Raw genomic sequence first — 25,161 nt, 5'->3', positions numbered from 1 at the left:
CTATTTCACGGGCGGACCTCGCCCTATGTCACAACACCAGTTCACACCCTATCTGGCTCGGGGCCGTATCATCGTCAGTCGTATGAACACACTGTCCAGGCGAGCCGTGCTGACCGGTGGGGCGCTGCTGGTGTCGGGTTGCGCGGCTAGCGTGCCCGAGCCCGTGGCCTCTCCGGCGCCCGACCCTGAGACGGTGCTGCTGCAGCGTCTGGTGGCCGACAAGGAGCGCACGATCGCGCTCTACCGCGCGCACGTCGACTCCGGCGGGGAGGTGCTGCGGCCCTTTCTCGACCGCCATCTCGCGCATCTGACGCAGCTGCGCTCGCGGCTGCCGCAGACCCTGGCCACCGTGCCCGCCTCGCCCTCGCCGTCGTCCTCCGCCCCGGCGCAGAAGGTGTCGCTGACCCGGCTGCGCGACATCGAGCGCAAGGCCGCCGCCCAGCGCACGCGCGACCTGGCCGACGCCTCGGCGTCGCTGTCACAGCTGATCGCCAGCATCGGCGCCTGCGAGGCCGCCCACGCCGTCGCCCTGCCGAGGTCCCTGTGACCGGCCACACGGACAGGGGCCGCCGCACGGACAGTGCCTGCCTTACGGGCAGTGCCGGCCGTACGGCTGCGCGATTCGTGGAACGTGCCGAGCCGGTGTCCACCCGTCCCCGAGGAGCGAGCGTGAGCCAGTCGTGAACGATGTGGAGCGGCTGCGCAAGGCGCTGGCGGCCGAGCACGCGGCGGTCTACGCCTACGGCATGCTCGGCGCCCGCACCACCGGAACCCTGCGCTCCCGGGTGACGGCGGCCTTCAACGCCCACCGCGCCACGCGCGACAGGCTCCGCGTCATGATCTCCAGCCGGGGCGGCAGCCCGGTCGAGACCGAGTCGTCCTACGACGTCGGCCAGACCCCCACGAGCGCCACCCAGGTCGTCAACCTGGCGGTGCTGGTCGAGGAGGGCATCACGGCCACCTATCTGGAGCTGGCGGCCAGCGACGACGTGGCTCTTCGCCGTCACGCGGCGCTGGCGATGCAGGAGTCCGTGACCCGCTCCTACGGCTTCCGCAGGCGGATCCTGGCGCTGCCGGGCATGCCCGACTCGGTGCAGGGAACCAGCTGACCTGGTCGTTCGTTGACCTGGACATGGGCTGGCATTACAGGAAGACCATCAAGATCGGGCCGTTTCGCATCCGCCTGACCCCGCACGGTGTGGGTCACAGCGTCGGCGGGCGCAAGTTCAACGTCACCTCGACCCCTGGCGGCGGGCGTCATGTCTCGGTTCGCCTGCCCGGAGGCTTCCACCTGAGCAGGTCGATCGGACGAAAGCGGAACCGGCACTACTATTAGCCGTTTTTTTGGGCAGCTGAGATGCCCATGGGACTGAGCTATCGAAAATCATTCAAGTTAGGACCGTTCCGGATCAACCTGTCCAACAAGGGCGTGGGGCACAGCTACGGCAACAAGCTCTTCCGCGTCACCCACGGCCCTGACGGCCGCCGCACCGTGTCACTGAACCTGCCCGGCAACCTCACCTGGCGCAAGACCACACGTCGCCGGTAGGGCACATCAGTGGCGGGCGGGCCGGGTCTCCGCTGTCCGAATCCAGGGGCCCCAACCCTCAAGCGGTGACCGCGGGTCCACGCTCGCCAAGCGGCAATTCGGCGCCCCGCCGGCCTTCTCCGGCGGGGCGCCGCGCCATGTCAGGCGGCCGGTCCCGACACGAGCGCGGCGATGCGCTCCACGGCCTCGTCGATCGGGATCTCCTGCTTGTCGCCGCTGGCGCGATCGCGGAGCTCGGCGACGCCCTGCGACAGGCCGCGGCCGATGACCAGCACCGTGGGCAGGCCCAGCAGCTCGGAGTCCTTGAACTTCACGCCGGGCGAGACGCTCGGCCGGTCGTCGACCAGGACGCGCACCCCGCGGGCCTCCAGCGCGGCGGCGATCTCCAGGGCCTTGTCGACCTGGTTCTCCTTACCGGTGCCGACGATGTGCACGTCGGCGGGTGAGACCTCGCGCGGCCAGACGAGGCCGAGTTCGTCGTGCCACTGCTCGGCGATGACGGCCACGGCGCGCGAGACGCCGATGCCGTAGGAACCCATGGTGATGCGGATCGGCTTGCCGTCGGGGCCGAGCGCGTCGAGCTTGGCGGCGTCGGCGTACTTGCGGCCGAGCTGGAAGATGTGGCCGATCTCGATGCCGCGGTCGAGGGAGACCTCCGAGCCGCAGCGGGGGCACGGGTCGCCGGGGCGCACCTCGGCGGCCTCGATGGTGCCGTCGGGGGTGAAGTCGCGCCCCGCCACGACGTTGCGGGCGTGCTTGCCGGGCTCGTTGGCGCCGGTGACCCACGAGGTGCCGGAGACGACGCGGGGGTCGACGAGGTAGCGGATGCCCAGGTCCTTGAGCACCTGCGGGCCGATGTAGCCGCGCACCAGGCCGGGGTTCTTGGCGAAGTCGGCCTCCTCGAAGATGGCCGGCTCGCCGGGGGCCAGGGAGGCCTCCAGGCGCTTGAAGTCGACCTCGCGGTCGCCGGGGACGCCGATGACCAGGATCTCGGCCTTGGTGGAGCCGGGGGTGGTGACCTTGACGACGACGTTCTTCAACGTGTCGGCGCCGGTGATCGCCATGCCGTGGTCGGAGTTCATGCACGCGACGAGCGACTCGATGGTCGGGGTGTCGGGGGTGTCGAGCACCTCCAGCGCCGGGTGCTCGCCGGGGACGGCGGCGGGCGGGGTCGTGGTGTAGGCCTCGGCGTTGGCGGCGTAGCCGCAGCTGTGGCAGGCCACGAAGGTGTCTTCGCCGGTGGGGGTGGGGGCCAGGAACTCCTCCGAGGCCGAGCCGCCCATCGCGCCCGAGGTGGCGAAGCAGATCTTGTAGCGGATGCCCAGCCGGTCGAAGGTCTTGATGTAGGCCTCGCGGTGCTGCTCGTAGGAGCGCTTGAGGCCGTCGTCGTCGAGGTCGAAGGAGTAGGAGTCCTTCATCACGAACTCGCGTCCGCGCAGGATGCCGGCGCGGGGACGCGCCTCGTCGCGGTACTTGGTCTGGATCTGGTAGAGCGTGACGGGGAAGTCCTTGTAGCTGGAGTACTCCCCCTTCACCATGTCGGTGAAGAGCTCCTCGTGGGTGGGGCCGAGGAGGTAGTCGCCGCCCTTGCGGTCCTTGAGCCGGAAGAGCGTGTCGCCGTATTCGGTCCAGCGGCCGGTGGCCTCGTAGTATTCGCGGGGCAGCAGCGCCGGGAAGAGCACCTCCTGGGCGCCCATCCTGTTCATCTCGTCGCGCACGACGGCGGCGACGTTCTCCATGACGATCTTGCCCAGGGGCAGCCAGGAGTAGATGCCGGGAGCGACGCGGCGGACGTAGCCGGCGCGGACCAGGAGCTTGTGGCTCGGGACTTCCGCGTCTGCCGGGTCGTCCCGCAGGGTGCGAAGAAACAACGACGACATGCGCAGCAGCACGAGAACTCCTCGGTCGGGCCTGAAGGTGTGAAGCTACAGGCTATCGAGTCCCGGGCATCAAAGGAGTGCCAAGACCGCCACGAAGCCGCCGGTGATGATCGCGGCGACCGCAAGGGCGCGCAGGGCGGCGGGCAGGCTCTTGCGGGTGAGGAAGACGGAGCCGACGGCCAGCAGGGCCAGTAGCACGCCGGGCCAGGGCCAGAAGCCGGGCTCGAAGTCGACGAAGCCCGCGGTGCTGCGGTCGATGACGTCGGTGAGGACGAGGGCGCTGATGCCTCCCGCCGCCAGGTCGCCCCAGCGGTCGTTCCTGCGGGTCACCCAGGCCAGCAGCCCGACCGCGACGAGGAGCACGAGGAGCACGTTGAGGCCGATCGCGCCGCCCGCGGTGGTGTTGAAGTCGGCGGTCCCGAGCAGGGTGCCGAGTCCCATGGTGGACACCACGCCGGCGGCGGCGGTCAGGAAGGAGGTGAGCAGCGCCCAGCCGAACCCGCTCGCGGTCATCCCCACCGCCACGGCGAGCGCGATGGCGGCGTACGGGTCGTAGGCGTCGGTGAGTGACGCCGGCAGGACCATGCCGACGAGGCCGAGCACCACTCCCCCGAGGAAGGTGATCAGCAGGTGCCGCTCGATGCCTCTTTGCCGTCTGTCGTACTCGGCATAGTCGGCGTAATCGACCTGTGTGTCATCCATGGTTCTGTCCGGCCTCTTCGTCCCCCTGACAAAAGTGGCCATACGTCACGATATGCGGCATTACACGGGAAGTAAAACTCCGTCAAGAGGAGGTCAGTTGAGCAAACGCTTGGTTAAGATGGGCGGGTGCGCGACATCGTCCGATCCTTCCTCGCGACCGGCCCGACGTGGCCGGCCTTCGCCGGCGAGCTCGGCGCCGCCGGCCTGACCGTCCCCGAGCAGTACGGCGGAGCGGGCTGCGGCATGGAGGAGCTCGCCGTCGTCGCGGCCGAGCTCGGCCGGGCCCTGTCCCCCCTGCCGTTCCTGCAGACCTTCCTGGCGGTCGAGGCCGTCAAGCAGGCGGGCGACGCGGAGACGCTCACGAGTCTGGCCACCGGCACGTCGAGCGCCACCGTGCTCTTCGACGGGGGCGACCACGCGCTCGACGGGGAGCGGGTCTTCGCCTACCGGGGAGATCGGCTGGTGGAGGCGACGGCCTTCCGGCGCGTGCCGTACGACACCATGGACCTCAGCCGCCCGCTGGCCCGGTTCGACATCGACGAGGCCAGGCCGGTGGGGCCGGCGGGAGACCCGGAGCGGGTGCGCGACCTGGGCGTGATCGCGCTGGCCGCCGAGCAGGCGGGCGGGGCGCGGCGGTGCCTGGAGAGCGCCGTGGCCTACGCGAAGACCCGCGAGCAGTTCGGCCGGCCGATCGGCTCCTTCCAGGCGATCAAGCACAAGCTGGCCGACCTGCTGATGCTCGTGGAGTCGACGGAGGCGGCCGTGGCCGCGGCGGTGGCGGGCGCCGTGCCGGCGGCCGTGGCGGGCTCCTACTGCGGCGAGGCCTACCTGTCGGCGGCGGGCGAGAACATCCAGATCCACGGCGGCATCGGCATCACCTGGGAGCACGACGCGCACCGCTTCCTCAAGCGGGCCACCTCCGACGCCCAGCTGTTCGGGCCGCCGCAGGCGCACCGCGCCCGCCTTCACAGGCTCGTGACGTCGAGCTCCCCTCCGGCGTACTGAGCGCGGATCAGCTTCTTGTCGAACTTGCCGACCGACGTCTTGGGCACCGACTCCACCACCGTCCAGCGTTCGGGCAGCTGCCAGCGGGCCACCCGCTCGCCGAGGAAGTCGCGCAGCGCGTGGAAGTCGGCCTCACCTTCCGGCACGACGACGGCCAGCGGGCGCTCGCCCCACTTGTCGTCGGGCACCGCCACGACCGCGGCCTCCAGGATGCCCGGGTGCGCCATGAGGTGGTTCTCCAGCTCCACCGAGGAGATCCACTCGCCGCCCGACTTGATGACGTCCTTCACCCGGTCGGTCAGGGTGAGGTAGCCGTCGGGCGTGATCGTGCCGACGTCGCCGGTGCGCAGCCAGCCGTCGGGGCTGAACTTGTCGGGGGCGTCGGCGGCGTAGTAGGAGGCGGTGACGCACGGCCCGCGCACCTCCAGCTCGCCCACGGCGGCCCCGTCCCAGGGCAGCACCGTGCCGTCGGGCCCGCACAGGCGCGCCTCCACGCCCGGCTGGAATCGTCCCTGGGTGACGCGGTAGGACCATTCGTCCTCGGCGGCGGGCGGGGCGACGGCCACCGAGCCGAGGGGCGACATCTCCGTCATGCCCCACGCGTGGACGATCCTGACGCCCAGCTCCTCGTCGTAGGAGCGCATCAGGGCGGGCGGGCAGGCCGAGCCGCCGACGACGACCGCCTGGAGGCTGGAGACGTCGCGCGGCCTGGAGCGCAGCTCCTGCAGTAATCCCTGCCAGACCGTCGGCACCCCGGCCGCGTGCGTGGGCCGTACGGTCTCGATCATCTCGGCCAGCGCGGGGGGCTGGACGTGCGGGCCCGGCATCAGCAGGTTGACCCCGCCCATGAACGCCGCGTGCGGGATGCCCCAGGCGTTGACGTGGAACATGGGCACGACCGGCAGCGTGGTGTCGGCGGGCGTGGAGCCCAGCACGTCGATCATGTTGACCTGCATGGAGTGCAGGTAGATCGAGCGGTGGCTGTAAGCGACGCCCTTGGGGTCGCCGGTGGTGCCGGAGGTGTAGCACATCGCCGCGGCCTCGCGCTCGTCGAGCTCGGGCCACGGGAAGTCGGGGTCGCGCCCGGCGATCAGCTCCTCGTAGTCGTCGGGGACCACGATCAGGCGCTTGACCTCGGGCAGCAGCGGCACGAGCGAGGCGTCGGCGATCACGACGCTGTCGTCGGCGTGCCGGATGATGTAGGCCAGCTGCCGCTGGGGCAGGCGCAGGTTGAGCGTGTGCAGCACCGCTCCCATGGAGGGCACCGCCAGGTAGGCCTCGAGGTGCTCGGCGGTGTTCCACATGAGCGTGGCCACCCGCTGGTCGCCGTCGACGCCCAGCTCGTCGCGCAGGGCGGTGGCCAGTTGCCCGGCCCGCGCGGCGATCTCGGCGAAGCTGCGTTCGCGCGGGCCGTCGCCGGTCCAGGAGACGACCCTGGAGCCGCCGTGGGCGGCGGCTCCGTGGCGCAGGATGCGGGAAACGGTGAGGGGGACATCCTGCATGGTGCTGCGCATGATCAACCTCCGAGAAGTTCCTCCCATGGACGGCGGGCGTTGGTGGGCCGGGAGGTGTCGAGCGCCTCGGTGAGGCGCCAGAAGGCGCCGCGTGCCTGCATGCGCTCGCGGCCGAGCGGATCGACGGCGCGCAGCTCCAGGCGCACTCCCATGATGTCGAGCACGGCGGTCGCCTGGTTGCCGGGACCCGCCGGGGCGACCAGGCTCCCGTTCGCGTCGCACACCTGCTCGGCCAGGAGCTCGGCCACCTCGGCGGCGTAGGGACCGTCGCGCCACTCCAGGTGCCAGCTGTGGTCGGAGCCCCGCCACCAGGTCAGATCGCGGCAGGACTCGATGAACTCCGCCTCCGTCGCCAACGCGGCCATCACCCGGCCGAAAGCCTCATACCTACGCGCACTCGCCAAGGCCTGCTCATCCACGGCAGGCCGCTCGCGGCGGAATCCCCTCATGGAAGGGAGGGTCCCATCTTTCTGCCGTCTCAGCGCGTGCTTTCGCTTCACGATCATTCACTCTGGTCTCCCGTTTACTTCCCCGCAAGGGCAGGGGCTGATACGCTTCCCAAGCGAGCGCTTGGTTAACTGTTCTTGGAGGGCGAATGCGGATCAGCCTGGGCTACGAGCTGGAGGTGCGGGGGCGCACTCGCGAGGTCGAACAGCAGGCTTTCCGGAACGTGATGGACCAGGTCGTCCTGGGCGACCGGCTGGGCTACGACACCGCGTGGTTCGTCGAGCACCACTTCACCCGGGGCTTCTCTCACTCGTCGGCGCCCGACCTGGTGCTCGCCGCGATCTCCCAGCGCACCGAGCGCATCCACCTGGGCCTCGGCGTCGTCCTGCTCCCCTTTCAGTCGCCCATCCGCTCGGCCGAGCGCATAGCCACCCTCGACGTGCTCAGCGGCGGCCGGGTGGAGTTCGGCACCGGACGGGGCGCCTCGCCCCTGGAGTACCAGGCCTTCCAGCGGCCCTTCGAGAAGTCGCGCCAGATCTGGGAGGACTCCCTGGAGGCCGTGCTGGCCATCTGGGAGGCCGACGGCGAGCCGATCTCCCGCTCCAACGAGTTCTTCGAGATCCCCGACGTGGCCGTCTACCCGCGTCCCGCCCAGCGGCCGCACCCCCCGGTCTGGGTGGCCTCCACCTCCCTGGAGGGCTACCTGGCCGCCGCCAAGCACGGCTACCACCTGCTCGGCATGACCATGCTCAAGGGCATCGACGACGTGGCGGAGGACATCGCCAAGTACCGCGCGGAGCTGGCGCGCAACGGCTTCGACCCCGACAGCCGGCGCGTCGCGCTGATGATCCCCTGGTTCGTGGGCGCCACCCGCGACGAGGCCGCCGAGATCGCCGCCGACCCGGTGCTGTGGTACATCCGCCGCCAGGTCAACCTCGTCACCCCGCCCGACTACTACGACGCCAGGCACGCCACCCACCGGGTGCTGGGCCAGCTCGCCGCGGGCATGCCGCCGGGCGAGGCCATGGCCACGCTGCGCGAGCACCTGATGGTCGTGGTCGACGACGCCGAGGGCTCGCGCAAGGCCGTCGCCCGCATCGCCGAGGCGGGCGCCACCGACCTCATCCTCCAGGCCCAGGTGGGCGGGCTCGCGCACGAGCGCGTGTGCGAGTCCATGACCCGCTTCATGACCGAGGTGATGCAGTGAACCACCCCGCCCGCTGGCTCACCCGCGACGACCTGGCCTCGGCCGCCGCCACCGCCACCGGCCTGCTGCAGCTGTCGCCCGACGCCTCCAGCGCCGTGCCGCTCACCCCGCACGACGTCGCGACCACCGCCGACGCCCTGCGCGCCGCCGGGGTCGGCGAGCGCGACCGCGTGGTCGTCGCCCTGGCCGAACCGGCCGGCTCGTTGTGGGCCTCGGCCGCCGCCGAGGTCGCCGGGGCCGCCGCCGCCACGGGACCGCGCGGCCGGATGCGCCTGCACCACGTGCTGTCCTCGGTACGCGCCACGACGCTCGTGGCCACCCCGACCGGGGCGATGGACTTCCTGGCCAGGCTCCACCTGGAGTTCCTCCTCGACCCGCTCGACCTGGGCCTGCGCCAGGTGATCGTGACAGGCGAGATCGCCTCCCCCCACACGCTGACCCACCTGGCCGGCGAGTTCGACGCGACCGTGACCGAGGTGCTGGCCAACCCCTTCACCGGCGCGGCCATGGCGTGGCGCTCCTCCCAGGACTCCGACTTCGCCCCGGCGCTCCGCAAGGCCCGCCTGGGCAAGGACGAGTTCGCCGACAGCGGCGAGATCGTGGTGGCCGACGACGACACGGTCCTGCGCACCGGCTACGTCATGCGCGGCTCCCTGCACACGGTCGGCGATCACCTGCTGATCAGGGGTGTGTGGGTCTCGCTGGCGCGCCTCGACAAGGCCATGTCGAAGATCGACGGCGTGGCCGGCTGGGAGCTGACCGTCAGCCGCCAGGGCACCCTCGACGCCGCCGCGTTGACGATCCGCTTCACCCGGCAGAGCCTGGTGGGCAATCCCATGTGGAAGTCGCGCATCGAGCAGGCGCTCCAGGGACTCACCCCGGTCAAGATCGCCGTCGAGATCTCCCCGGAGGTGGGCGAGAGCCGTACCCCCGGGATCGTCACCGACCTGCGCGGCCAGCACCTGGGCCGCGACCGCGCGTTGCTGACCTGAAGGCTCCCACGGGAGGCGCGATGGAACCCTTACCCGACTGGGGGACCATCCCCCGCATGCTGCACCACCAGGCCGGCCACCACCCGGACGTGCCCGTCCTCGGCACGACCACCGTGCGCGAACTCGCCGACCGGGCCACCCGGGTGGCCCGCGGGCTGATGTCCCTGGGCGTACGGCACGGCGACCGCGTCGCCGTGTGGGGGGTCAACGACGCCACCTGGGTGGAGTACGCGTTCGGCGTCTGGTGCGCGGGCGCCGTGATCGTCCCCCTGTCCGCCCGCTACAAGGGGATCGAGGCCGAGGCGCTGCTCGCCAAGACGGGGACCGAGGTGGTGCTCGTCGGCTCCGAGGGACTGGCCGGGCTGCTGCCTCCCATGAGCGGCCTGCGCCACACGATCGGTCCTGGCGGCACGCTCGCCCGTGACGAGCTGCTGGCCGCCGCCCATGACACGCCGCTCCACGACGCCCTCGCCCGCGCGCTGGCCGTACAGCCCCACGACCTGTGCGAGATCATGTCCACGTCGGGCACCACGGGAGTGCCGAAGGGCGTGATGCTCGACCACGCGCAGGTGCTGCGCGGGTACTGGGACTGGGCGGAGATCGTCACCCTGCGCCGGGGCGACCGCTATCCGGTGATCGCGCCGTTCGCCCACGGGTTCGGGCTCAACGCCGGGCTGCTCGCCTGCGTGCTGCGGCTGGCGACGATGATCCCGGTGCCGGTGTTCACGCCGGAGACGGTGATCGACCTCATCGAGTCGGGCAAGGTCACCGTCCTGGCGGGTGCGCCGGCCTTCTTCTCCCGGCTCCTGACCGAGCTCGAACGGGCTCCGCGCGACCTCTCCTCCCTGCGCGTGGCCATCTGCGGCGCCGCCGCCGTGCCGCCCGCGCTGGTGCGGCGTGTGCTGGACGAGATCGGCGTCGAGCGCATGATCAACGCCTACGGCCTGATGGAGGGCACCGTCGTCTCCATGACCAGGGCCGGGGATCCCGTCGAGGTCATCGCCGCCACCACCGGCAGGCCGGTGCCGGGGATCGAGGTCATGATCGTCGACGACGACGGCAAGCAGGTCACCGACGGCGAGCGCGGCGAGATCCTCCAGCGCGGCTACGGCGTCATGCGCGGCTACTGGGACGACCCCGCGCGCACGGCCGAGGCGATCGACGGCGACGGGTGGCTGCACACCGGCGACGTCGGCTACCTGGACGCGGCGGGCAACGTCGCCATCGTCGACCGCAAGAAGGAGCTGTTCATCGTCAACGGCTTCAACGTCTCCCCCGCCGAGGTGGAGTCGCTGCTGCTGCGCGAGGGCTCGCTGGCCCAGGCGGCCGTGGTCGGCATGCCCGACGAGCGCGCCGGGGAGTGCGGGTGGGCGTTCGTGGTGCCGAGGCCGGGCGTCGAGGTCGAGGCGGACGCGCTCGTGGCGTGGGCCAGGGAGAACATGTCGTCGTACAAGGTGCCCAGGCGGGTCTTCGTGGTGGAGTCGCTGCCCGTCAACGCCAACGGGAAGATCGACAAGCTCGCCCTGCGCGCGTCGTCAGCCGGCGAACGCGGGTAGCTCGACGTGGACGGCGGTCCCGCCGCCCGTGGTGATCCAGCACCGGCCGCCGTGGGCCTCGGTGATCGCCTTGACGATGGCCAGGCCCAGGCCGGTGCCGTCGGGCGAGCCCTTGTGGAAGCGGTCGAAGGCCCGGTCCGGGTCCTTGACGCCGGGTCCCGTGTCCTCGACCACGAGCAGCACGCCGCCGTGCTCGGGACGCGACAGCCGTACGACGGCCGAGGTCCCGGCAGGCGTGTGCGCGCGGACGTTGGCCAGCAGGTTGACCACGACCTGGCGGAAACGCGGCTCGTCGACCACGGCGGGCAGGCTGTCGGGGACGTCGGCGATGATCGGGAAGGCGGGCGCGACGGCGGCGCAGTCGGCGGCGATCTCGCGCACGACGGCGGCCAGGTCGGTCTCGTCGAGCTGCAGCTCCGCCCCTCGGTCCAGGCGGGCCAGCTCCAGCAGCTGGCCGACCAGGTCGCCCATCCTGGTGGCCTCGTCCTCGATCCTGCCCATGATCTTGGGCAGCTCGGCGGGAGGGATCGCCCCCGTCCGGTACAGCTCGGCGTAGCCGCGGATGGTCGACAGCGGCGTGCGCAGCTCGTGCGAGGCGTCTGCGGCGAAGCGGCGCACCCGGTCCTCCGAGGCCCAGCGGTCGCGGAACATCTCCGCGATGCGGTCGAGCAGCACGTTGACCGCCCCGGCCAGCCGGCCCACCTCCGAGTGCCCGGCCTGCATGCGCAGCGACAGGTCACCGCCCGCGGCCATGTGATGCGCGGTGGCCGCCATGCGTGACAACGGCGCGAGCCCGCTGACGATGAGCCGCCGCCCCACGGCGAGCAGCAGCAGGATCAGGCCGACCCCGGTGAGCAGCTCGGCCAGGATCAGCCGGCGCACCGGCGCCTCGACGGCGTCCATCGGCACGGCGAGCACGATCACCCGGTTGGGCTGGCGGTTCTGGGCGACCGCCCTGGCCCGCATGCCGTTGTCGAGGGTGAAGATCCGCCCCGCCTCCGCGTGCTGGCGCACGAGGTTGCGGCCGAGCCGTTCGACGAGGCCGGGCACGCTCGCGCTGGCAGGGGCGTCACCATTGATGAGCCTGGCCTTGCCGGTGCCGGCGTTGAAGCTCACCGCGGCGTACGTGGAGCCGGTCAGCATGCGGTCGAGCTGCCCGCCGGGAGCGGCGAAGACGCGCACGGCGGTGGTCCGCGCCGCCGTGTCGAGCTGGCTCTCCAGCCGCTGGACGAGATGGTCGCGCAGCACCACCACGCTGACCGTGCCGAGGGTGAGCAGCAGGATCGTGCTGACCGCGAGCAGGCCGGCGAGCAGGCGGGCGCGCAGCGACATCACGGATGCCTGATGGCGTAACCCACCCCGCGCTGGGTGTGGATCAGCGGTTCGCCGAGCGGGTCGAGCTTGCGGCGCAGGTAGGAGATGTAGGTCTCGACCACCTGCGACTGCCCGCCGTACCCCCACACGTGCTCCAGCAGCTGGCGCTTGGTGAGCACGCGGTCGGGGTGGGCCATGAGGAAGGCCAGCAGCCGGAACTCGGTGGGCGACAGCTCCACCGGCTTGCCGCCCCGCCGTACCTCCCAGCGGGACTCGTCGAGCTCCAGGTCGGCCACGCGCAGCACCCCGCCGCCCGAGGCCCGCTCGGTCCGGCGCAGCACCGCCCTGACCCGGGCCACCAGCGCCTCCACGGAGAAGGGTTTGGTCACGTAGTCGTCGCCGCCGAGCGTCAGCCCGTGCACGGTGTCCGCGGTGGTGTCGCGCGCGGTCAGGAAGATGACGGGGATGTGGCGGTCGGCCAGGCGGCGGCAGACCTCGAAGCCGTCGATGCCCGGCAGCATGACGTCGAGCACGATCAGGTCGGGCTGCGAGCGCTCCACCTCCGCCAGGGCCTGCTCGCCCGTGGCGACGCCGCTCACGCGGAAACCGTGGAAGCGCAGCGCGAGCTCGACGATGTCGCGCAGGTGCGGCTCGTCCTCGACGACCAGAATGGCCTTTTCCGTCATAGCGCCCCATTCTGGGGTAAAAGTGCCCGTGGCGGAGACCGGAGCCTCCGCCACGGGCCGCTGTCAGCTTCCAGGAACCGCCGGAGCCTCCAGCACGGCGCGGTTCTTCGGCACGAACACGGCCGCGGCCGTCGGCCCGGCGGCCCCGGGCACGCCGATCGCGAAGACACCGTCGCCGACGACCAGCTTGGTCAGATCAGCGGGCTTGGCCGCCCGCCGGAAGCGGGTCGAGGTGTGCAGCGCCCAGGTCTGGACGTAGCCGTCCTTGCTGGTGACCGTCACCGTGGTGGCGGTCTTGGCGGTCAGGGTGCCGCGCTGCCAGGTGTAGTTGATGAACTTCGAGTCCTTGTCGCGCACCGTGGCCGTGCCGTGGATGCCGACGACCCACAGGTTGTAGCGGCTGCGCAGGCCGGGGCCGCGCAGGGTGCGGTCGGCGTCCAGGATCTGGTCGGTGATCGTGGTGACGCCCTCGGGAAGGGGCGCCGGGTCGAGCCGCACGGCGGCAGCCGGCGAGACGGTGGCGGCGCTCGACGAGGTGGCCAGGCCCGTCGTGACCAACGCGGCGGCCACCAGGCCGAGAGTGAGGGTCTTCTTCATGGCGATCAGCCAAGCGGCCGGGGTTGGGATCGGCCGAGGAGAAGCCTGAGAAATCGCTGAGAACGGTTATTGCTGTTCAGGGCGGGTATAGGTAAAGCGCCCCCGACCTCCCGGAGCGCACATGCTGCGTCTGCTGGCCGGGGAGGCCGCACGCCGGTTCGGGGCGCGCGCGGCGGTCGTCTCCGGTTCCTCGTGTCTCTCGTTCGCCGATCTCGACACGCTGTCCGACCGGCTCGCCGCGGGCCTGGCGCACCGCGGGGTGCGCATCGGCGACGTGGTCGCCCTGGCGCTGCCTGAAGGGCCCGAGTGGGTGCTGGCCTACGTGGCCGCCGCCAAGATCGGCGCCGTCACGGCGGGCGCCGGGCATCCCGATCCCGCCATCGTGCTGCCGACGCTGGAGCGGCTGGGCCGTCCCGAGGCGCCGCCCCCGCCCTTCCCGCCCGGCCCCGAGCGGCCGGTCGTGGTCGTCTACACCGCGCGGCATCGACGTGGTGTCGTCTTCGGCGACAAGCAGCTGGAGGCGATCAGGACGCACGGGGCCGGCACCCGCTGGGGCACCGGCGACGCCCGCCTGGTCTCCACCCGCCTCGACCATCTGGCCTTCGCCACCCGGCTGCCGGTGTTCCTGCAGACCGGGCGCACCAGCCACCTGCTGCCGCGCTGGGACCCCGACGCGGCGGCCAGGCTGGTGCGCGACCACCGCCTGCCCGTGCTGCAGGGCAGCCCGCGACAGCTCGCCCAGGTCATGGAGACCGGCGCCCGGCTGCCCGAGGTGCGGCTGGTGTTGTCGAGCGGGGCGCCGGCCGCGCCCGGCCTGATCAGGAAGCTGCGCGAGTGGTACGGCGTGCCGGTGTGCAACCGCTACCTGTGCACGGAGGCGGGCCTCGGCCTGGGCACCCGGCCCGACGACCCGCCCGACGACGCCGAGCGCACCGTGGGGCGGCCGCGCGCGGGGGTGGACGTCTCGATCCGGGATCCGAACGGCCGAATCCTGGCCCGGGGAGAGGTGGGGGAGGTACTTTTGCGATCACGAGCCGTCATGAGCGGATATGTGGAGACCGCCCGGAATGTAAGGGTCTTCGCCCGTGACGGGTTCGTGCGCACCGGAGACCGGGGATATATCGACGGCACTGGCCGGTTGACCCTGGCAGACCCCCATGTCGGAGCGTAAGGAGGCCGCAGGTGGCGCTGACCGTCGCAGTCGTCGGATCGGGACCTGCCGGGATCTACACCGCCGAAGCCCTCGTCAAGCTGGCTCCCCCCGATGTCCAGGTCGACGTCCTGGAACGCCTGCCCACGCCGTACGGGCTGGTCAGGTACGGCGTCGCCCCCGACCACACCTCGATCAAGTCCATCGCCAACTACCTGCGCAATGTGCTCGAACTGCCCCAGGTGCGCTTCGTCGGCGGCGTCACGCTCGGCGTCGACGTCTCCGTCGAGGAGCTGCTCACCTGCTACGACGCGGTCGTCTACTGCACCGGGGCGATGGTCGACCGGCGCATGGGCATCCCCGGCGAGGACCTGCCGGGCAGCGTGGCCGCCACCGACTTCGTCAACTGGTACTGCGGCCACCCCGACGTCTCCCCCGACCGCTTCACCCTCGACAGCCCGGAAGTGGCCGTGATCGGCGTGGGCAACGTCGCGGTCGACGTGGTCCGCATCCTGGCCAAGACCCACGACGACCTGCGCGGCACCGACATCCCGCACGACGTGCTGGAGCGCCTGGAATCCTCGCAGGTCAAGGCGATCCACATGATCGGCCGCCGCGGGCCCGAGCACGCCAAGTTCACCCTCAAGGAGCTGCGCGAGCTGGGCGAGGTGGCCAACGCCGACGTGTGCGTGCGGCCCGAGGAGGCCGTGGTGCTCGGCGGCGACTTCCCCCGCCAGGTGCGCGGCAACATCGACGTGCTGCAGTCGTGGGCGGCCCGCGCCCCCGTGGGCCGGCCCCGCCGCCTCGACGTGCGCTTCTGGCTGCGGCCCGTCGAGATCCTCGGCACCGACCGCGTCGAGGCGCTCCGGCTGGAGCGCACGCACCTGGTCGACGGGCGTGTGGTCGGCACCGGCGAGTACGAAACGCTTCCCGTCGGCATGGTGCTGCGCTCGGTCGGCTACCAGAGCGTGCCTCTGCCCGGCGTGCCGTTCTCCACCGAGACGATGACCGTGCCCCACGTCGCCGGGCGGGTGCGCGAGCGCGAATACGTCGCCGGATGGCTCAAGCGCGGGCCGACCGGCGTGATCGGCACCAACAAGTCCGACGCCGCCGAGACCGTGCGCACCCTGCTGGCCGACGCCCCGTCGGGGCGCTCGACCGACCTCGACACGCTGCTGGCGTCCAAGGGCGTCCGGCCCGTCGTCTACGACGACTGGCTCGACATCGAGGCCGCCGAGGCCGAACTCGCCAGGTCGCTGGAGCGGGGCGAGCGCGTCAAGCTGGTCGGCCTCGACGCCATGAACGCGGCGATCAGAAACCGATAGCCTCGCGCACCAGCACCACCGTCACCCGCTCCGGGTCGTGCTCCCGCTCCACGATGAGCAGCTTGGCGATGAACGACGGCTGGCCGTACAACCGCTCGATGCGCTCCGACTCCAGCTTCAGCGTGTGCTCCCAGGTGCGCCTGAGCCCGGTGTCGAGGTCCTTCACGATCTTCTGGGAGCCGACCACCCAGATGACCCTGCCCGCCCCCGCGGCGTACGGCCCGAGCTGGCTGCCGCTGGCCGAGGCGACCACCACCTGGCCCGCCTCGGTCACGGCGTGCACGCTGCCCACGATGTAGTCGGGCGTGGCGGAGGCCGCCTTCTCACCCTGATCGGCGCGGATGGACCGGTAGTCGCCCGACTCGTCGAGGTCGGCGTTGATGCCCGCCAGCCTGAGCGTCTCGCTCACCGCGGTGAACACGCTCCTGTCCCTCGGCACCAGGTCGGCGACCAGCTTCCTGGCCTCCTCCGCGGTGTCCACGACCTGTACGGCGAAGCCACGGTCGGTCAGTCCCTGTGTCGCCCGCTGAAGCTGCTCAGCGCCTGCGGGCTCTGCGAAAGTCGTCATGCCCTAGATTGTGAGTAGGTTTACCCTGGAGTGGCAGACGGCACTTTTTTCTGCCCCGGTCACACGGAGGGAACCAGCTCATGTGCATCGCCAAGGAGACGCTCGACCGGCTGGGCGACAAGTGGAGCGTGGCCGTCATGCACGAGCTGTCGTCGGGCACCCGCCGTTTCATGGAGCTGCGGCGCGCGCTGCCCGCGATCAGCAAGCGCATGCTCACCGCCACCCTGCGCGCCCTGGAGGAGGACGGCCTGCTGGAGCGGACCGTCCACCCGACCGTCCCGCCCCGCGTCGACTACGAGCTGACGCGACTGGGCCACTCGCTGCTCGAATCCGCATGGACGGTGATGAACTGGGGCGAGTCCCATACCTCGGAGATCGAGCTGGCCAGGCAGCGTTTCGCCGAACGAGCACAGCACGCCGTGTGAGACACTCAGCCAGATTCGGGGACGTTTCTGGAGGAATCTCATGTCAGGGTGGCAGCCCATCCACACGGTCTACGTTCCGGCCGACCGCTTCACCGCCGCGACCGTGACCACCTGGGGCCAGGAGGCCCTGGACCTGCTGCACAAGCACCTGCCCTCCCCCGACGAGCTCGCCTCCGTCTTCGACGTCCCGCTCGACCTGGCGCGCGCCGTCCACCCCAGGGTCGTCGCCAAGCTCACCGACGAGCCCATCGAGGACGTGCGCATCGACTTCGAGGACGGCTACGGCAACCGCCCCGACCAGGAGGACGACCACGTCGCCGCCGCCGTGACCGCCGTCCAGGCGCTGCACGACGCCGGAGCGCTCCCGCGGCGCTGGGGCCTGCGCGTCAAGTCCTACGCCGACGACGAGGACCGCTCCGAGCGCACGCTGCGGCTGTTCCTGGAGTCCTTCGAGTCCCTTCCGCCCGGATTCACGGTGACCTTCCCGAAGGTCCTCGAAGAGTCGTACGTCCCGCGTTTCTCGTCGCTGCTGGGCTCCCTGGGCTCGGAGCTGACCTTCGAACTCCAGGTGGAGGACCCCCGCACCCTGCCCTTCCTCCGCCCCGGCCTCGACCCGCGCCTGGCCGCCGCGCACTTCGGCGTGTTCGACTACACCGCCTCGCTCGGCCTGCCACCGCACGAGCAACGCCTCGACCACCCCGCCTGCGACCACGCGCGCAACCTCATGCAGACCGCCTTCTCCACCACCGCCGTGGAACTGTCGGACGGCTCCCTGGCGGCCTCCCCGGCCTCCGACGCCTCCGACGACGTGCACGCCCTGTGGGTACGGCACGCGGCGCTTGTGCGGCACTCGCTCTCGAACGGGTTCTACCAGGGCTGGGACATGCACCCCTCACATCTGGTCAGCCGTTTCGCCACCGTGTACGCGTTCCACCTGGCGACCTACCCCTCCTACCGGGAGCGGGTCGACGCCTGGGAGGCGCAGAGCCAGGTGGCGGGCATCATGGACGAGCCGGCGACCGTCAAGACCCTGGCCGCGGCCCTTCGCCGGGCGGACGGCGCGCTCGGGTCCCGGTAGCCCAGGGGGCTATGGTGAGATCTTGTGCATTCGCTCACGCCGCAAGATTTACGTCAGATCGGGCCCTACCGGGTGACCTCGGTCCTGGGGCGGGGCGGCCAGGGGACGGTCTACCTGGGCCAGGGATCCACCCCTGAGCAGGTCGCGATCAAGGTTCTCCACGCGGGAGCCGCGGCGGACGAGAACGCGCGCCGGCGCTTCCTGCGCGAGGCCGAGGCGGCGCGCCAGGTCGCCGCGTTCTGCACCGCGCGTGTCCTGGACACGGGCCTGGTGGACGGCCGGCCGTACATCGTCAGCGAGCACATCCCGGGACCATCGCTCGACCTGCTGGTGAGGACCGAGGGGCCGCGCTCGGGCAGCGGGCTGGAGCGGCTCGCGGTGGCCACGCTCACCGCGCTCGCGGCCATCCACCGGGCCGGGATCATCCACCGCGACTTCAAGCCGCACAACGTGATCATGGGGCCGGAAGGGCCCGTGGTGATCGACTTCGGGATCGCCAGGGTGACCGACCAGACGGCCACGCACAGCGTGATGGGCACCCCCGTCTACATGGCGCCCGAGCAGTTCGGCGGAGCGCCGATCACCCCGGCGGCCGACCTGTTCAGCTGGGCGTCCTCCATGATCTACGCGGCAACCGGGCAGCCTGCCTTCCGGGGCGACACCTTTCCGGTGATCATGCACGCCATCCTCACCCGCGAACCCGACCTGTCGTCCGTGCCGCAGGAACTGCGCCCGGCGCTGGCGGCCTGCCTGGCCAAGGACCCCGCGGCCCGGCCGAGCGCCGCGACCCTGCTGCGCCGCCTGACCGGCGACGAGCCGCCCCCCTCGCACCCGACGACGAGCATGCCGGACTCCGAGCGGCTCACCGTCCGGCCTTACCCGCCGACCCTGGTGGACCCGCCTCCGGGGTGGAGTGCCTCTCCCCCTCCCCCACCGCCGCCCGGCGGTGCGGGCCGGACGAAGAAGATCGGCCTGGCCGTCGGCGCCGGGGCGGTGGCGCTGGTCCTGGTCGTCGTGGGCGTCCGGGCCGTGATCAAGAACGCGGTCCGGGGAGCGCTGTCGAGCGACCCGGCCGCCACCTCCCAGTCCTCCTCCGCCGCTACCTCCGCGGCGACCTCCTCCGCTTCCTCCTCCGCGCCGACGCCGAGCGCTTCGGAGGAGCCGACCGAGGAGCCGACGGAAGAACCGGCCGAGGACCCCTTCAACCCCGCCGACCTCGACAAGCAGAGCACCGATCCGACCCCGCTCACCGCCGACGCCCTGCTCCCGGTGTCATTCGAGAGCCCTCAGGGAGTGCGCTTCAGCCGCGAAGCGGCCGGAGTCGAGGGCTGCCCGAGCCCGTGGCCCGACGAACGGGTCAAATCCGCGCTGCGCAAGGCACGCTGCGGCGACATGGCCGTGGGCGCCTACATCGGCTCGGGTGCCCCGAAGGGCCGCATCATGGTGACCGTCTGGGTCGTCCCGCTGAAGGACGCGGCCAGGGCCCGCACCGCGTACTCCCGGCTCAAGAACGTCTACGTGCAGGACTGGGGCATCCGGTGCCCACAGGAGGGTCCCGGGTCGTCGGGCATCTGCTACACGTCGGACTGGTGGGACGTCCAGCTGTACTCGTGGACGGGACAGCGCGGCCGGTACGTGATCCGTACCCTGGCCGTCTACACGAACCTCACCCGGGCCTCCAGCGCGGCCAAGTGGCTCAAGGACGCCTCCCGCGCCGCGTTCATGGAGTCGGGTCCCATGGTCTACCAGGACGGGCAGTGATCCCTGGCGATGATGCCGCTGACCGAGATCCACGCCATGAGCACGACCGTCGACGGCGACGGGTCCAGCCCCGTCGCCGACACCCTCGCCGCACCCTGGCAGGTCGCGCCGCGCCGGGCCCTCTTCCGCCGATCGAGCGCCACCCACGTCTTCGCCGTCAGGGACCCGGCCTTCCCGTACGGCGCGCGCTACCTGCGAGCCGTCCCCGCCGCCCACCGCGACCCGGCGCGGGTGGCCGGCTCGGCCCGGCTCGTCGCCGATCTCGCCCGCCTCGGAGCGGGCGTCGCCGCAGCCGTGCCGTCCGCGCATGGACGGCTCGTGGAGACGGTGAGCACCGAGCTCGGCGACTACCACGTGATGCTCGTCGAGGGCGCCGCCGGAAGCCCCATCCGGATCGCCGACCTCACCCCCGCCCGGGCCCGCCGCTGGGGCGCCGCCCTGGCGGGCCTGCACGGGCTCAAGGTCGAGCCTCTGCCCCCGGCGACGATCGACCTGCGCCGAGCCGAGTCCGCCTTCCCCGACGATCCGCCCCTGGTGGCGGCCATCCTGTCCCTGGCCGACCGGGTGGACGCCCTGCCCCGGGACGACGCGGTGTTCGGCCTGACGCACAACGACTTCGAGCTGGACAACCTGGCCTGGGACGGCGACACGGTCACCGCGTTCGACTTCGACGACGCCGGCGCATCGTGGTTCGCCGCCGACATCTCCAAGGCGGTCGACGAGCTGCCGGGGCGGGAAGGGTCACCGCTGTTCGACGCCTTCGTCAGCGGCTACCGGTCGGTGCGGGGTCTGGACGACGACGGGCTGGCCTGGGTGCCGCTCTTCGACCTGGCCCGCGCCGCGGACACGGTCATCGTGCTGAGGCACGTCCTCGACGTGGTGCCGGGCAGCGGGCACCCGCAGTGGCTGCACGGGCTCCACGGTGCGCTGCAACGGCTTATGGCCCAGGAGCGCGATCGGCTTCTGGGCCTCGCCTGACGCCGCGGGTCAGTCGCGGTCCACCAGTTGACGCCACTTGCCCACCAGCGCCGGGTCGACCGCCTCGCGCCAGGAGCCGCGCACAGCGCTGCCCACGTGGAACGCGCGCACGCCGTACGACAGCAGTTCCGGGACGTGCTCGGGCTTCAGGCCGCCTCCGGCGAGGATCAGCGAGGCGTCCCCCGCCTCGGCGCGGGCCTTGAGGACCGGCAGGCCGTCGGTGACCCCCGAGGGGGCTCCCGAGGTGAGGACGGTGGCCAGGTTGGGGAGGAGGCGGACGGCACGCCAGGCGGCGTGCATGTCGGCCGCGTGGTCGACGGCGCGGTGGAAGGTCCACGGCAGCGGCGACGCCGCGTGGATCATCGCCTCCGTGGCGGCCAGGTCGACCATGCCGTCGGCGTCGTGGAAGCCGAAGACGAATCCAGCGGCCCCCGCGGACGACAGTTCCTTGATCGACCGGCGCAGGCCGTCGAGGGTCTCGGCGTCGGCGGTGAAGCCTGCCGTGGCGCGGATCATGACCATTTGCGGCAGCGCGCACTCGCCGGCGATGGTCGCGACGGTCTCCGGGGCGGGGGTGAGCCCGTCGGCGGACATGTCGGCGACGACCTCCAGGCGGTCGGCACCGCCGCGCTCGGCGGCCACGGCGTCGCGCACGTCGAGCGCGATCACTTCAAGCAGTGAACCAGTCATCGGGCAAAGGCTATCGCCTGATCTGCCCCCTTCCGGGCGGGAAGGGGGCATTTTCTGGAGCCTCAGGCGCTGACCAGCTCCGACGTGGTCAGATCCCTGAAGAGCTCGTGGTGGTCGGCGCGGGCGGCGGCACGCTGGAAGAGCGCCCCCGAGGCCCGGTGGGGGAGATCCACCGTGCGCAGGTGAGTGAACCCGCGTCGCCGATAGTAGTCCTGCAGCCGCGCGTTGTCCTTGGCACAGTCAAGCCGCAGCCAGCGCAGCCCGGCGTCCCCCACGCAACCGCCGGCCCAGTCCAGCAGGGCGTCGCCCAGGCCGCTTCCCGACCAGCCGCGGGAGACGGCCAGCTTGTGCACGTAGAGCGCGTCGGCCGGGCGGTCGGCCGTGGTCCAGAACTCGCGGTCGGCGTGGGTGTCGAGCGCGATGCTGGCCACGGGGTCGAACAGCCCGGACTCCAGCACGTAGAGCGTGCCCTCGGCGATCAGCGGCTCGATGCGCTCCGGGCCGAACCCGCCGCGCGGCCATTGCCGTACTCCTTGGGAATGCAGCCATTCGGAGGTGTCTGCGAGGAGGGTGAGGACGCCTGAGAGGTCGCCGGGCTCCGCTCGCCGGAGGGTCAGTGGAGCAAGGAGGGTCTTCGAGTGCATCGGACATCCCTTCGTTGCGGTGGGTGTGCGCGTGAACACGGACTGTGTTCGAGTGATGGCGCGCTGCACATATCCGGATATTTCTGGATAAATCGAATTTTCGGGAGTATGCACTACTCCCAACACCGGCGCGGCAAGTCCGAAAAGGCCCGCGGGGCGCCGATCGGCGAGATCACCCCCAAGCGAGCTCGCTCAGTCGAGATCGAGCTCGTATCTGATCAAGTGCTTGTCGGCGGGAAACACCGACACCGCGACACGGACCGGCGTGTCGCTCGCGTCGTACCCGACGCGGACGAACACCAGCACGCACGTGCCGGCGTCCAGTTGGAGGAGCTCTGCCTCCCGCTGCGTGGGCATCCTGCCCATGATGTCGTCCACGACGCGTACCTGCCTGTGGCCGAGCTCCTGCAGGACCCGGTTGGCGCCTCTCCTGATGTCGCCAGGCTCCGCGATCTCGGAGAGCTGGACGATCTTGCGCGGATAGTAGGAGTCGTTGATGTTGTACGGCTGGCCGTCCACGTAACGCAGGCGCCGCCGTACGATCGCGAACTCTCCGTCGCCGAGCTCCAGCCGGCCGGCTATCTCGTCGTCCGCGCCGACGGTCTCGATCATGATGTCCTGGCTGAACTCGCGCCCCTCGGTCCGCACCGCCGTGGCGAACGCCTCCCTGATCTCTCCCTCCGGCTGGGGCTCGAGCTCGCGCTGCGGGTGGATGAGCAGCGCGCGGCGCTCACGGACGACGGAACCGATGCGCGGGGTCCGGGTGATGAGACCCTCGTTCAGCAACATGATCAAGGCGTTTCGAGCGGTGTTCCGGCTGATGCCGTACTTGTCCTGAAGCTCCGCCTCTGTGGGCAAAACGTCACCGGGCTTGTAGACGCCTGAGTAGATGGCCTGCCGCAAGATCGAGGCCACCTGGCGGTAAAGCGGGGACGCTGCCACTTTCACCCCTTTTGTTCCAACAATTTAGACGATCTGGTTCTAGCAGGCCAGAACCCCTTGACCGGACGCCCTTGACAGCCGCATCATCCATTCGTTGGTACAAATCCATCAAAGGCGGAGTCCTTCGAGGGGGTGAGCCCGGTGCTCTCGGCCACGTCGTATCTGCCCTGGCATGACCCCCGCGAGGCAACACGTTTACTGCGTTACGCGTTGCATCGCCAGGGGTTCACCCACACCTACCAGAGCAACGCCAACGGCATGTCCGTGTTGTCGGTGCTCACCGAGTTGACCGTGTGGTGCAAGGACGGGTCGTTCGTGTGGACCGAGGAGGGCGCGACGATCACGCATCCCATCGACGATCCGGTCGGCGCGGCGCAACGCATCGCCGAGCGCTACCGGCACGGCCAGCACCTCGAGGAGGAACACTCCCCCACCGGCTCCGTGCGTGAGCACTCGGGCTAGGACTCCAACCCTCGCCGGAGTCCTGGTCACGATCACGTCCGGGGAAGGAGGCGCGTCCTGGCGGGTCCCCCACGCCCGCCAGGACGCGTTTTCCGTCCCGCGAGCCGTCAGGGTCGAGTGAGCGGCGCCCAGTTGACCTTGGGACCCTCGTCGAAGACCGCCCCGACCCGCTCCCCCGGCGCCGGCTCCCGCTCAGCCCGCCAGTTGCCGTACATGACGACGTGCGGGGCGTCGGCCAGCCGCACCCGGACGATCGTGGTCGGCGGCGTCGTGCGCCGCTCCACGATCCAGCTGTCCACCTCGGCCACCGGCTCGACCGCGTGCCACCGCCACTCCTCCGTACGGCACCGCGGGCAGAAGGCCCGTGCGGGGAAGCGCAGCGTGCCGCAGTGCGAGCACTCCTGCACCTCCAGCCGCCCCTGCGCCACCAGCTCCCACCACGCCGCGGAGTCCCGGTCGGTCACGAGTCCCTCCGCAGGATGAGCGCCGAGGTGGCGGGCAGGACGTAGCCCGGCTGTGAGGTCGACAGCGCGGCCGCCGCCCCGGGCACCTGCCGGTCACCCGCCTCCCACCGCAGCTGGGAGACGGCCTCGGCGACGTGGTTGAGCCCGTGCACGTACCCCTCGGACAGGAATCCGCCGTGGGTGTTGAACGGCAGCGACTCCTCCAGGTAGTCGCCGCCCTCGCCCTTGGCGCAGAAGCCGTAGTCCTCCAGCTGCACGAGCACCGAGTAGGTGAAGCAGTCGTACAACATCGCGACCGAGATGTCCGGCGGTCCGAGCCCTGCCTGGCCGTACAGGCGGGGGGCGAGCGCGGCGGCGGCGGTGACGGTCGGGTCGGCGGGTGAGGCGCCGGACAGGAACGAGTCGCCGCCGCCCCAGGCCGCCGCCGAGATCAGGACCGGCGTACGGCGGAGCGAACGGGCCCGCTCGGCCGAGGTGACGACCACGGCACAGGCGCCGTCGGTCTCCAGGCAGCAGTCGAGCAGCCGGAACGGCTCGGCGATCCACCGGCTGGCCAGGTAGTCGTCGAGGGTGATCGGCACCCGCATGAGCGCCCGCGGATTCTTGACCGCGTGGGCCCGCTGGCGCACCGCGATCCGGCCCAGCTGCTCGGCCGTGGTGCCGTAGCGGATCATGTGCATCCTGGCGGCCATGGCGAAGTGCTGCAGCGGCTGGGCCAGCCCGTAGGGCACCTGGTATTGCGCCTCCATACCGGGCGAGGAGGCGGTGCCCATGCGGAACTCGGAGCGGGCGTTGATGGCCCGGTAGCAGACGACGGTCTCGGCCAGTCCTGCGGCGACGGCCAGGGCGGCCTGCCCAACGACCGAGTGCGAGACGCTCCCGCCGCCGAACTGGTCCAGATACCAGGTGGGGGCGTTCATGCCGAGCGCGGGGCCGACGGTGGAGGGCGGCACGGAGTCGCCGACCCGGTGGGTGGCGATCCCGTCGACGTCGTCCACGCCGAGCCCGGCGTCGTCGAGGGCGGCGAGGATGGCGCGGCAGGCCAGGGTCAGGGTGCTGACGCCGGAGTTCTTGGAGAAGTCCGTGTATCCGACGCCCGCGACAGCCGTACGATCAGAGAAAGCAAGCAAGCGCTTGGCCACACCCTCAACCTAAGCGCTTGACACTTTCCGAGCAAGCCACCTACCGTCCAAGCAAGCGCTTGGTATGATACGGCTGAAGGAGG

The 25,161-nt window shown here is 71.2% G+C and carries 28 protein-coding genes; 15 read left to right on the top strand and 13 right to left on the bottom strand.

The genetic code is table 11. The features are described 5' to 3' along the window. Nucleotides 1-82 precede the first annotated feature (82 nt). The 4 genes from ACIBH1_RS39645 to ACIBH1_RS39630 all read left to right on the top strand — a co-directional run bounded on the left by ACIBH1_RS39645 (nt 83) and on the right by ACIBH1_RS39630 (nt 1,549). Nucleotides 83-547 (top strand): hypothetical protein, encoded by a 465-nt coding sequence (locus ACIBH1_RS39645; protein WP_397319212.1) that lies wholly within the window; start codon nt 83-85, stop codon nt 545-547. Between the two features lie 133 nt (nt 548-680). Then, complete coding sequence (locus ACIBH1_RS39640) at nt 681-1,109, top strand: ferritin-like domain-containing protein (RefSeq protein ID WP_397319211.1); 429 nt, start codon at nt 681-683, stop codon at nt 1,107-1,109. Between the two features lie 23 nt (nt 1,110-1,132). Beyond that, nucleotides 1,133-1,336, top strand: a complete 204-nt coding sequence (locus ACIBH1_RS39635; protein ID WP_397319210.1) for a DUF4236 domain-containing protein — start codon at nt 1,133-1,135, stop codon at nt 1,334-1,336. Between the two features lie 21 nt (nt 1,337-1,357). Next, nucleotides 1,358-1,549, top strand: coding sequence for a DUF4236 domain-containing protein (locus ACIBH1_RS39630; RefSeq protein ID WP_246377061.1), 192 nt, complete (start codon nt 1,358-1,360; stop codon nt 1,547-1,549). 140 nt (nt 1,550-1,689) lie between these two features. Here the strand turns inward: ACIBH1_RS39630 and ACIBH1_RS39625 are convergent, their stop codons facing one another. Then, nucleotides 1,690-3,441: a proline--tRNA ligase gene (locus ACIBH1_RS39625; RefSeq protein WP_397319209.1), complete on the bottom strand. Its 1,752-nt coding sequence runs from the start codon at nt 3,439-3,441 to the stop codon at nt 1,690-1,692. 57 nt (nt 3,442-3,498) lie between these two features. Further along, a complete protein-coding gene (locus ACIBH1_RS39620; protein ID WP_397319208.1) occupies nt 3,499-4,131 on the bottom strand; it encodes a hypothetical protein in 633 nt (210 codons plus the stop codon). 126 nt (nt 4,132-4,257) lie between these two features. On the opposite strand from ACIBH1_RS39620, the gene ACIBH1_RS39615 reads away from it, so the two are divergent. Beyond that, complete coding sequence (locus ACIBH1_RS39615; protein WP_397319207.1) at nt 4,258-5,136, top strand: acyl-CoA dehydrogenase family protein; 879 nt, start codon at nt 4,258-4,260, stop codon at nt 5,134-5,136. Here the strand turns inward: ACIBH1_RS39615 and ACIBH1_RS39610 are convergent. Continuing rightward, nucleotides 5,097-6,650 (bottom strand): long-chain fatty acid--CoA ligase, encoded by a 1,554-nt coding sequence (locus ACIBH1_RS39610; protein ID WP_397319206.1) that lies wholly within the window; start codon nt 6,648-6,650, stop codon nt 5,097-5,099. The two genes, ACIBH1_RS39615 and ACIBH1_RS39610, sit on opposite strands and share 40 nt — an antisense overlap. 2 nt (nt 6,651-6,652) lie before the next feature. Beyond that, nucleotides 6,653-7,099, bottom strand: a complete 447-nt coding sequence (locus ACIBH1_RS39605; RefSeq protein WP_397319205.1) for a hypothetical protein — start codon at nt 7,097-7,099, stop codon at nt 6,653-6,655. A 146-nt stretch (nt 7,100-7,245) separates the two neighbouring features. Here ACIBH1_RS39605 and ACIBH1_RS39600 point away from each other — a divergent pair, with 146 nt between their 5' ends. From ACIBH1_RS39600 to ACIBH1_RS39590, 3 genes are read left to right on the top strand one after another with little or no spacing between them, the layout of a single operon-like run. Beyond that, complete coding sequence (locus ACIBH1_RS39600; protein ID WP_397319204.1) at nt 7,246-8,304, top strand: LLM class flavin-dependent oxidoreductase; 1,059 nt, start codon at nt 7,246-7,248, stop codon at nt 8,302-8,304. After that, complete coding sequence (locus ACIBH1_RS39595; RefSeq protein WP_397319203.1) at nt 8,301-9,296, top strand: hypothetical protein; 996 nt, start codon at nt 8,301-8,303, stop codon at nt 9,294-9,296. Before ACIBH1_RS39600 ends, ACIBH1_RS39595 begins: the two co-directional genes overlap by 4 nt. A 20-nt stretch (nt 9,297-9,316) precedes the next feature. Beyond that, a complete protein-coding gene (locus tag ACIBH1_RS39590; RefSeq protein ID WP_397319202.1) occupies nt 9,317-10,852 on the top strand; it encodes an AMP-binding protein in 1,536 nt (511 codons plus the stop codon). Here the strand turns inward: ACIBH1_RS39590 and ACIBH1_RS39585 are convergent. From ACIBH1_RS39585 to ACIBH1_RS39575, 3 genes are all read right to left on the bottom strand, one after another. Next, complete coding sequence (locus ACIBH1_RS39585) at nt 10,832-12,184, bottom strand: sensor histidine kinase (protein ID WP_397319201.1); 1,353 nt, start codon at nt 12,182-12,184, stop codon at nt 10,832-10,834. The two genes, ACIBH1_RS39590 and ACIBH1_RS39585, sit on opposite strands and share 21 nt — an antisense overlap. After that, nucleotides 12,184-12,852: a response regulator transcription factor gene (locus ACIBH1_RS39580; RefSeq protein ID WP_397319200.1), complete on the bottom strand. Its 669-nt coding sequence runs from the start codon at nt 12,850-12,852 to the stop codon at nt 12,184-12,186. Before ACIBH1_RS39580 ends, ACIBH1_RS39585 begins: the two co-directional genes overlap by 1 nt. Before the next feature lie 63 nt (nt 12,853-12,915). Further along, entirely contained in the window at nt 12,916-13,449 is a 534-nt protein-coding gene (locus ACIBH1_RS39575; RefSeq protein WP_397319199.1) for a hypothetical protein, read from the bottom strand. Between the two features lie 121 nt (nt 13,450-13,570). On the opposite strand from ACIBH1_RS39575, the gene ACIBH1_RS39570 reads away from it, so the two are divergent. Both ACIBH1_RS39570 and ACIBH1_RS39565 read left to right on the top strand, forming a co-directional pair. After that, entirely contained in the window at nt 13,571-14,620 is a 1,050-nt protein-coding gene (locus ACIBH1_RS39570; protein WP_397319198.1) for a class I adenylate-forming enzyme family protein, read from the top strand. Nucleotides 14,621-14,631: 11 nt separating this feature from the next. Next, a complete protein-coding gene (locus tag ACIBH1_RS39565; RefSeq protein WP_397319197.1) occupies nt 14,632-15,924 on the top strand; it encodes an FAD-dependent oxidoreductase in 1,293 nt (430 codons plus the stop codon). Here the strand turns inward: ACIBH1_RS39565 and ACIBH1_RS39560 are convergent. Continuing rightward, a complete protein-coding gene (locus ACIBH1_RS39560; protein ID WP_397319196.1) occupies nt 15,911-16,492 on the bottom strand; it encodes an LUD domain-containing protein in 582 nt (193 codons plus the stop codon). The two genes, ACIBH1_RS39565 and ACIBH1_RS39560, sit on opposite strands and share 14 nt — an antisense overlap. A gap of 80 nt (nt 16,493-16,572) precedes the next feature. Between ACIBH1_RS39560 and ACIBH1_RS39555 the strand changes: the two genes are divergently transcribed. The 4 genes from ACIBH1_RS39555 to ACIBH1_RS39540 are packed head-to-tail and all read left to right on the top strand — an operon-like array spanning nt 16,573 to nt 20,734. After that, on the top strand, nt 16,573-16,917 hold the full coding sequence (locus ACIBH1_RS39555) for a winged helix-turn-helix transcriptional regulator (protein WP_397319195.1): 345 nt from the start codon (nt 16,573-16,575) through the stop codon (nt 16,915-16,917). A 40-nt stretch (nt 16,918-16,957) separates the two neighbouring features. Next, nucleotides 16,958-17,995: a DUF6986 family protein gene (locus tag ACIBH1_RS39550; protein ID WP_397319194.1), complete on the top strand. Its 1,038-nt coding sequence runs from the start codon at nt 16,958-16,960 to the stop codon at nt 17,993-17,995. A 24-nt stretch (nt 17,996-18,019) separates the two neighbouring features. Continuing rightward, complete coding sequence (locus tag ACIBH1_RS39545; protein WP_397319193.1) at nt 18,020-19,756, top strand: serine/threonine-protein kinase; 1,737 nt, start codon at nt 18,020-18,022, stop codon at nt 19,754-19,756. Between the two features lie 9 nt (nt 19,757-19,765). Then, entirely contained in the window at nt 19,766-20,734 is a 969-nt protein-coding gene (locus ACIBH1_RS39540) for a phosphotransferase enzyme family protein (RefSeq protein ID WP_397319192.1), read from the top strand. A 9-nt stretch (nt 20,735-20,743) separates the two neighbouring features. On the opposite strand, the gene ACIBH1_RS39535 is transcribed toward ACIBH1_RS39540, so the two are convergent. The 3 genes from ACIBH1_RS39535 to ACIBH1_RS39525 form a co-directional block, all read right to left on the bottom strand. Beyond that, on the bottom strand, nt 20,744-21,424 hold the full coding sequence (locus ACIBH1_RS39535; RefSeq protein ID WP_397319191.1) for a copper homeostasis protein CutC: 681 nt from the start codon (nt 21,422-21,424) through the stop codon (nt 20,744-20,746). A gap of 62 nt (nt 21,425-21,486) precedes the next feature. Beyond that, nucleotides 21,487-22,068 (bottom strand): GNAT family N-acetyltransferase, encoded by a 582-nt coding sequence (locus ACIBH1_RS39530; RefSeq protein ID WP_397319190.1) that lies wholly within the window; start codon nt 22,066-22,068, stop codon nt 21,487-21,489. A gap of 192 nt (nt 22,069-22,260) precedes the next feature. Next, on the bottom strand, nt 22,261-23,010 hold the full coding sequence (locus tag ACIBH1_RS39525) for a GntR family transcriptional regulator (RefSeq protein WP_181607214.1): 750 nt from the start codon (nt 23,008-23,010) through the stop codon (nt 22,261-22,263). Between the two features lie 210 nt (nt 23,011-23,220). Here ACIBH1_RS39525 and ACIBH1_RS39520 point away from each other — a divergent pair, with 210 nt between their 5' ends. Next, on the top strand, nt 23,221-23,472 hold the full coding sequence (locus tag ACIBH1_RS39520) for a hypothetical protein (protein ID WP_397319189.1): 252 nt from the start codon (nt 23,221-23,223) through the stop codon (nt 23,470-23,472). 107 nt (nt 23,473-23,579) lie between these two features. On the opposite strand, the gene ACIBH1_RS39515 is transcribed toward ACIBH1_RS39520, so the two are convergent. Then, nucleotides 23,580-23,936 (bottom strand): Zn-ribbon domain-containing OB-fold protein, encoded by a 357-nt coding sequence (locus ACIBH1_RS39515; protein ID WP_397319188.1) that lies wholly within the window; start codon nt 23,934-23,936, stop codon nt 23,580-23,582. Next, nucleotides 23,933-25,078, bottom strand: a complete 1,146-nt coding sequence (locus ACIBH1_RS39510; RefSeq protein WP_397319187.1) for a thiolase C-terminal domain-containing protein — start codon at nt 25,076-25,078, stop codon at nt 23,933-23,935. The genes ACIBH1_RS39515 and ACIBH1_RS39510 overlap by 4 nt, the downstream gene beginning before the upstream one ends. Nucleotides 25,079-25,161 lie beyond the last annotated feature (83 nt).

The sequence above is a fragment of the Nonomuraea sp. NPDC050663 genome, from assembly GCF_044456985.1.
Lineage (GTDB): Bacteria > Actinomycetota > Actinomycetes > Streptosporangiales > Streptosporangiaceae > Nonomuraea.
Note: the sequence above shows the minus strand (reverse complement) of the source record. Positions and strands in the feature narration are given on the sequence as shown.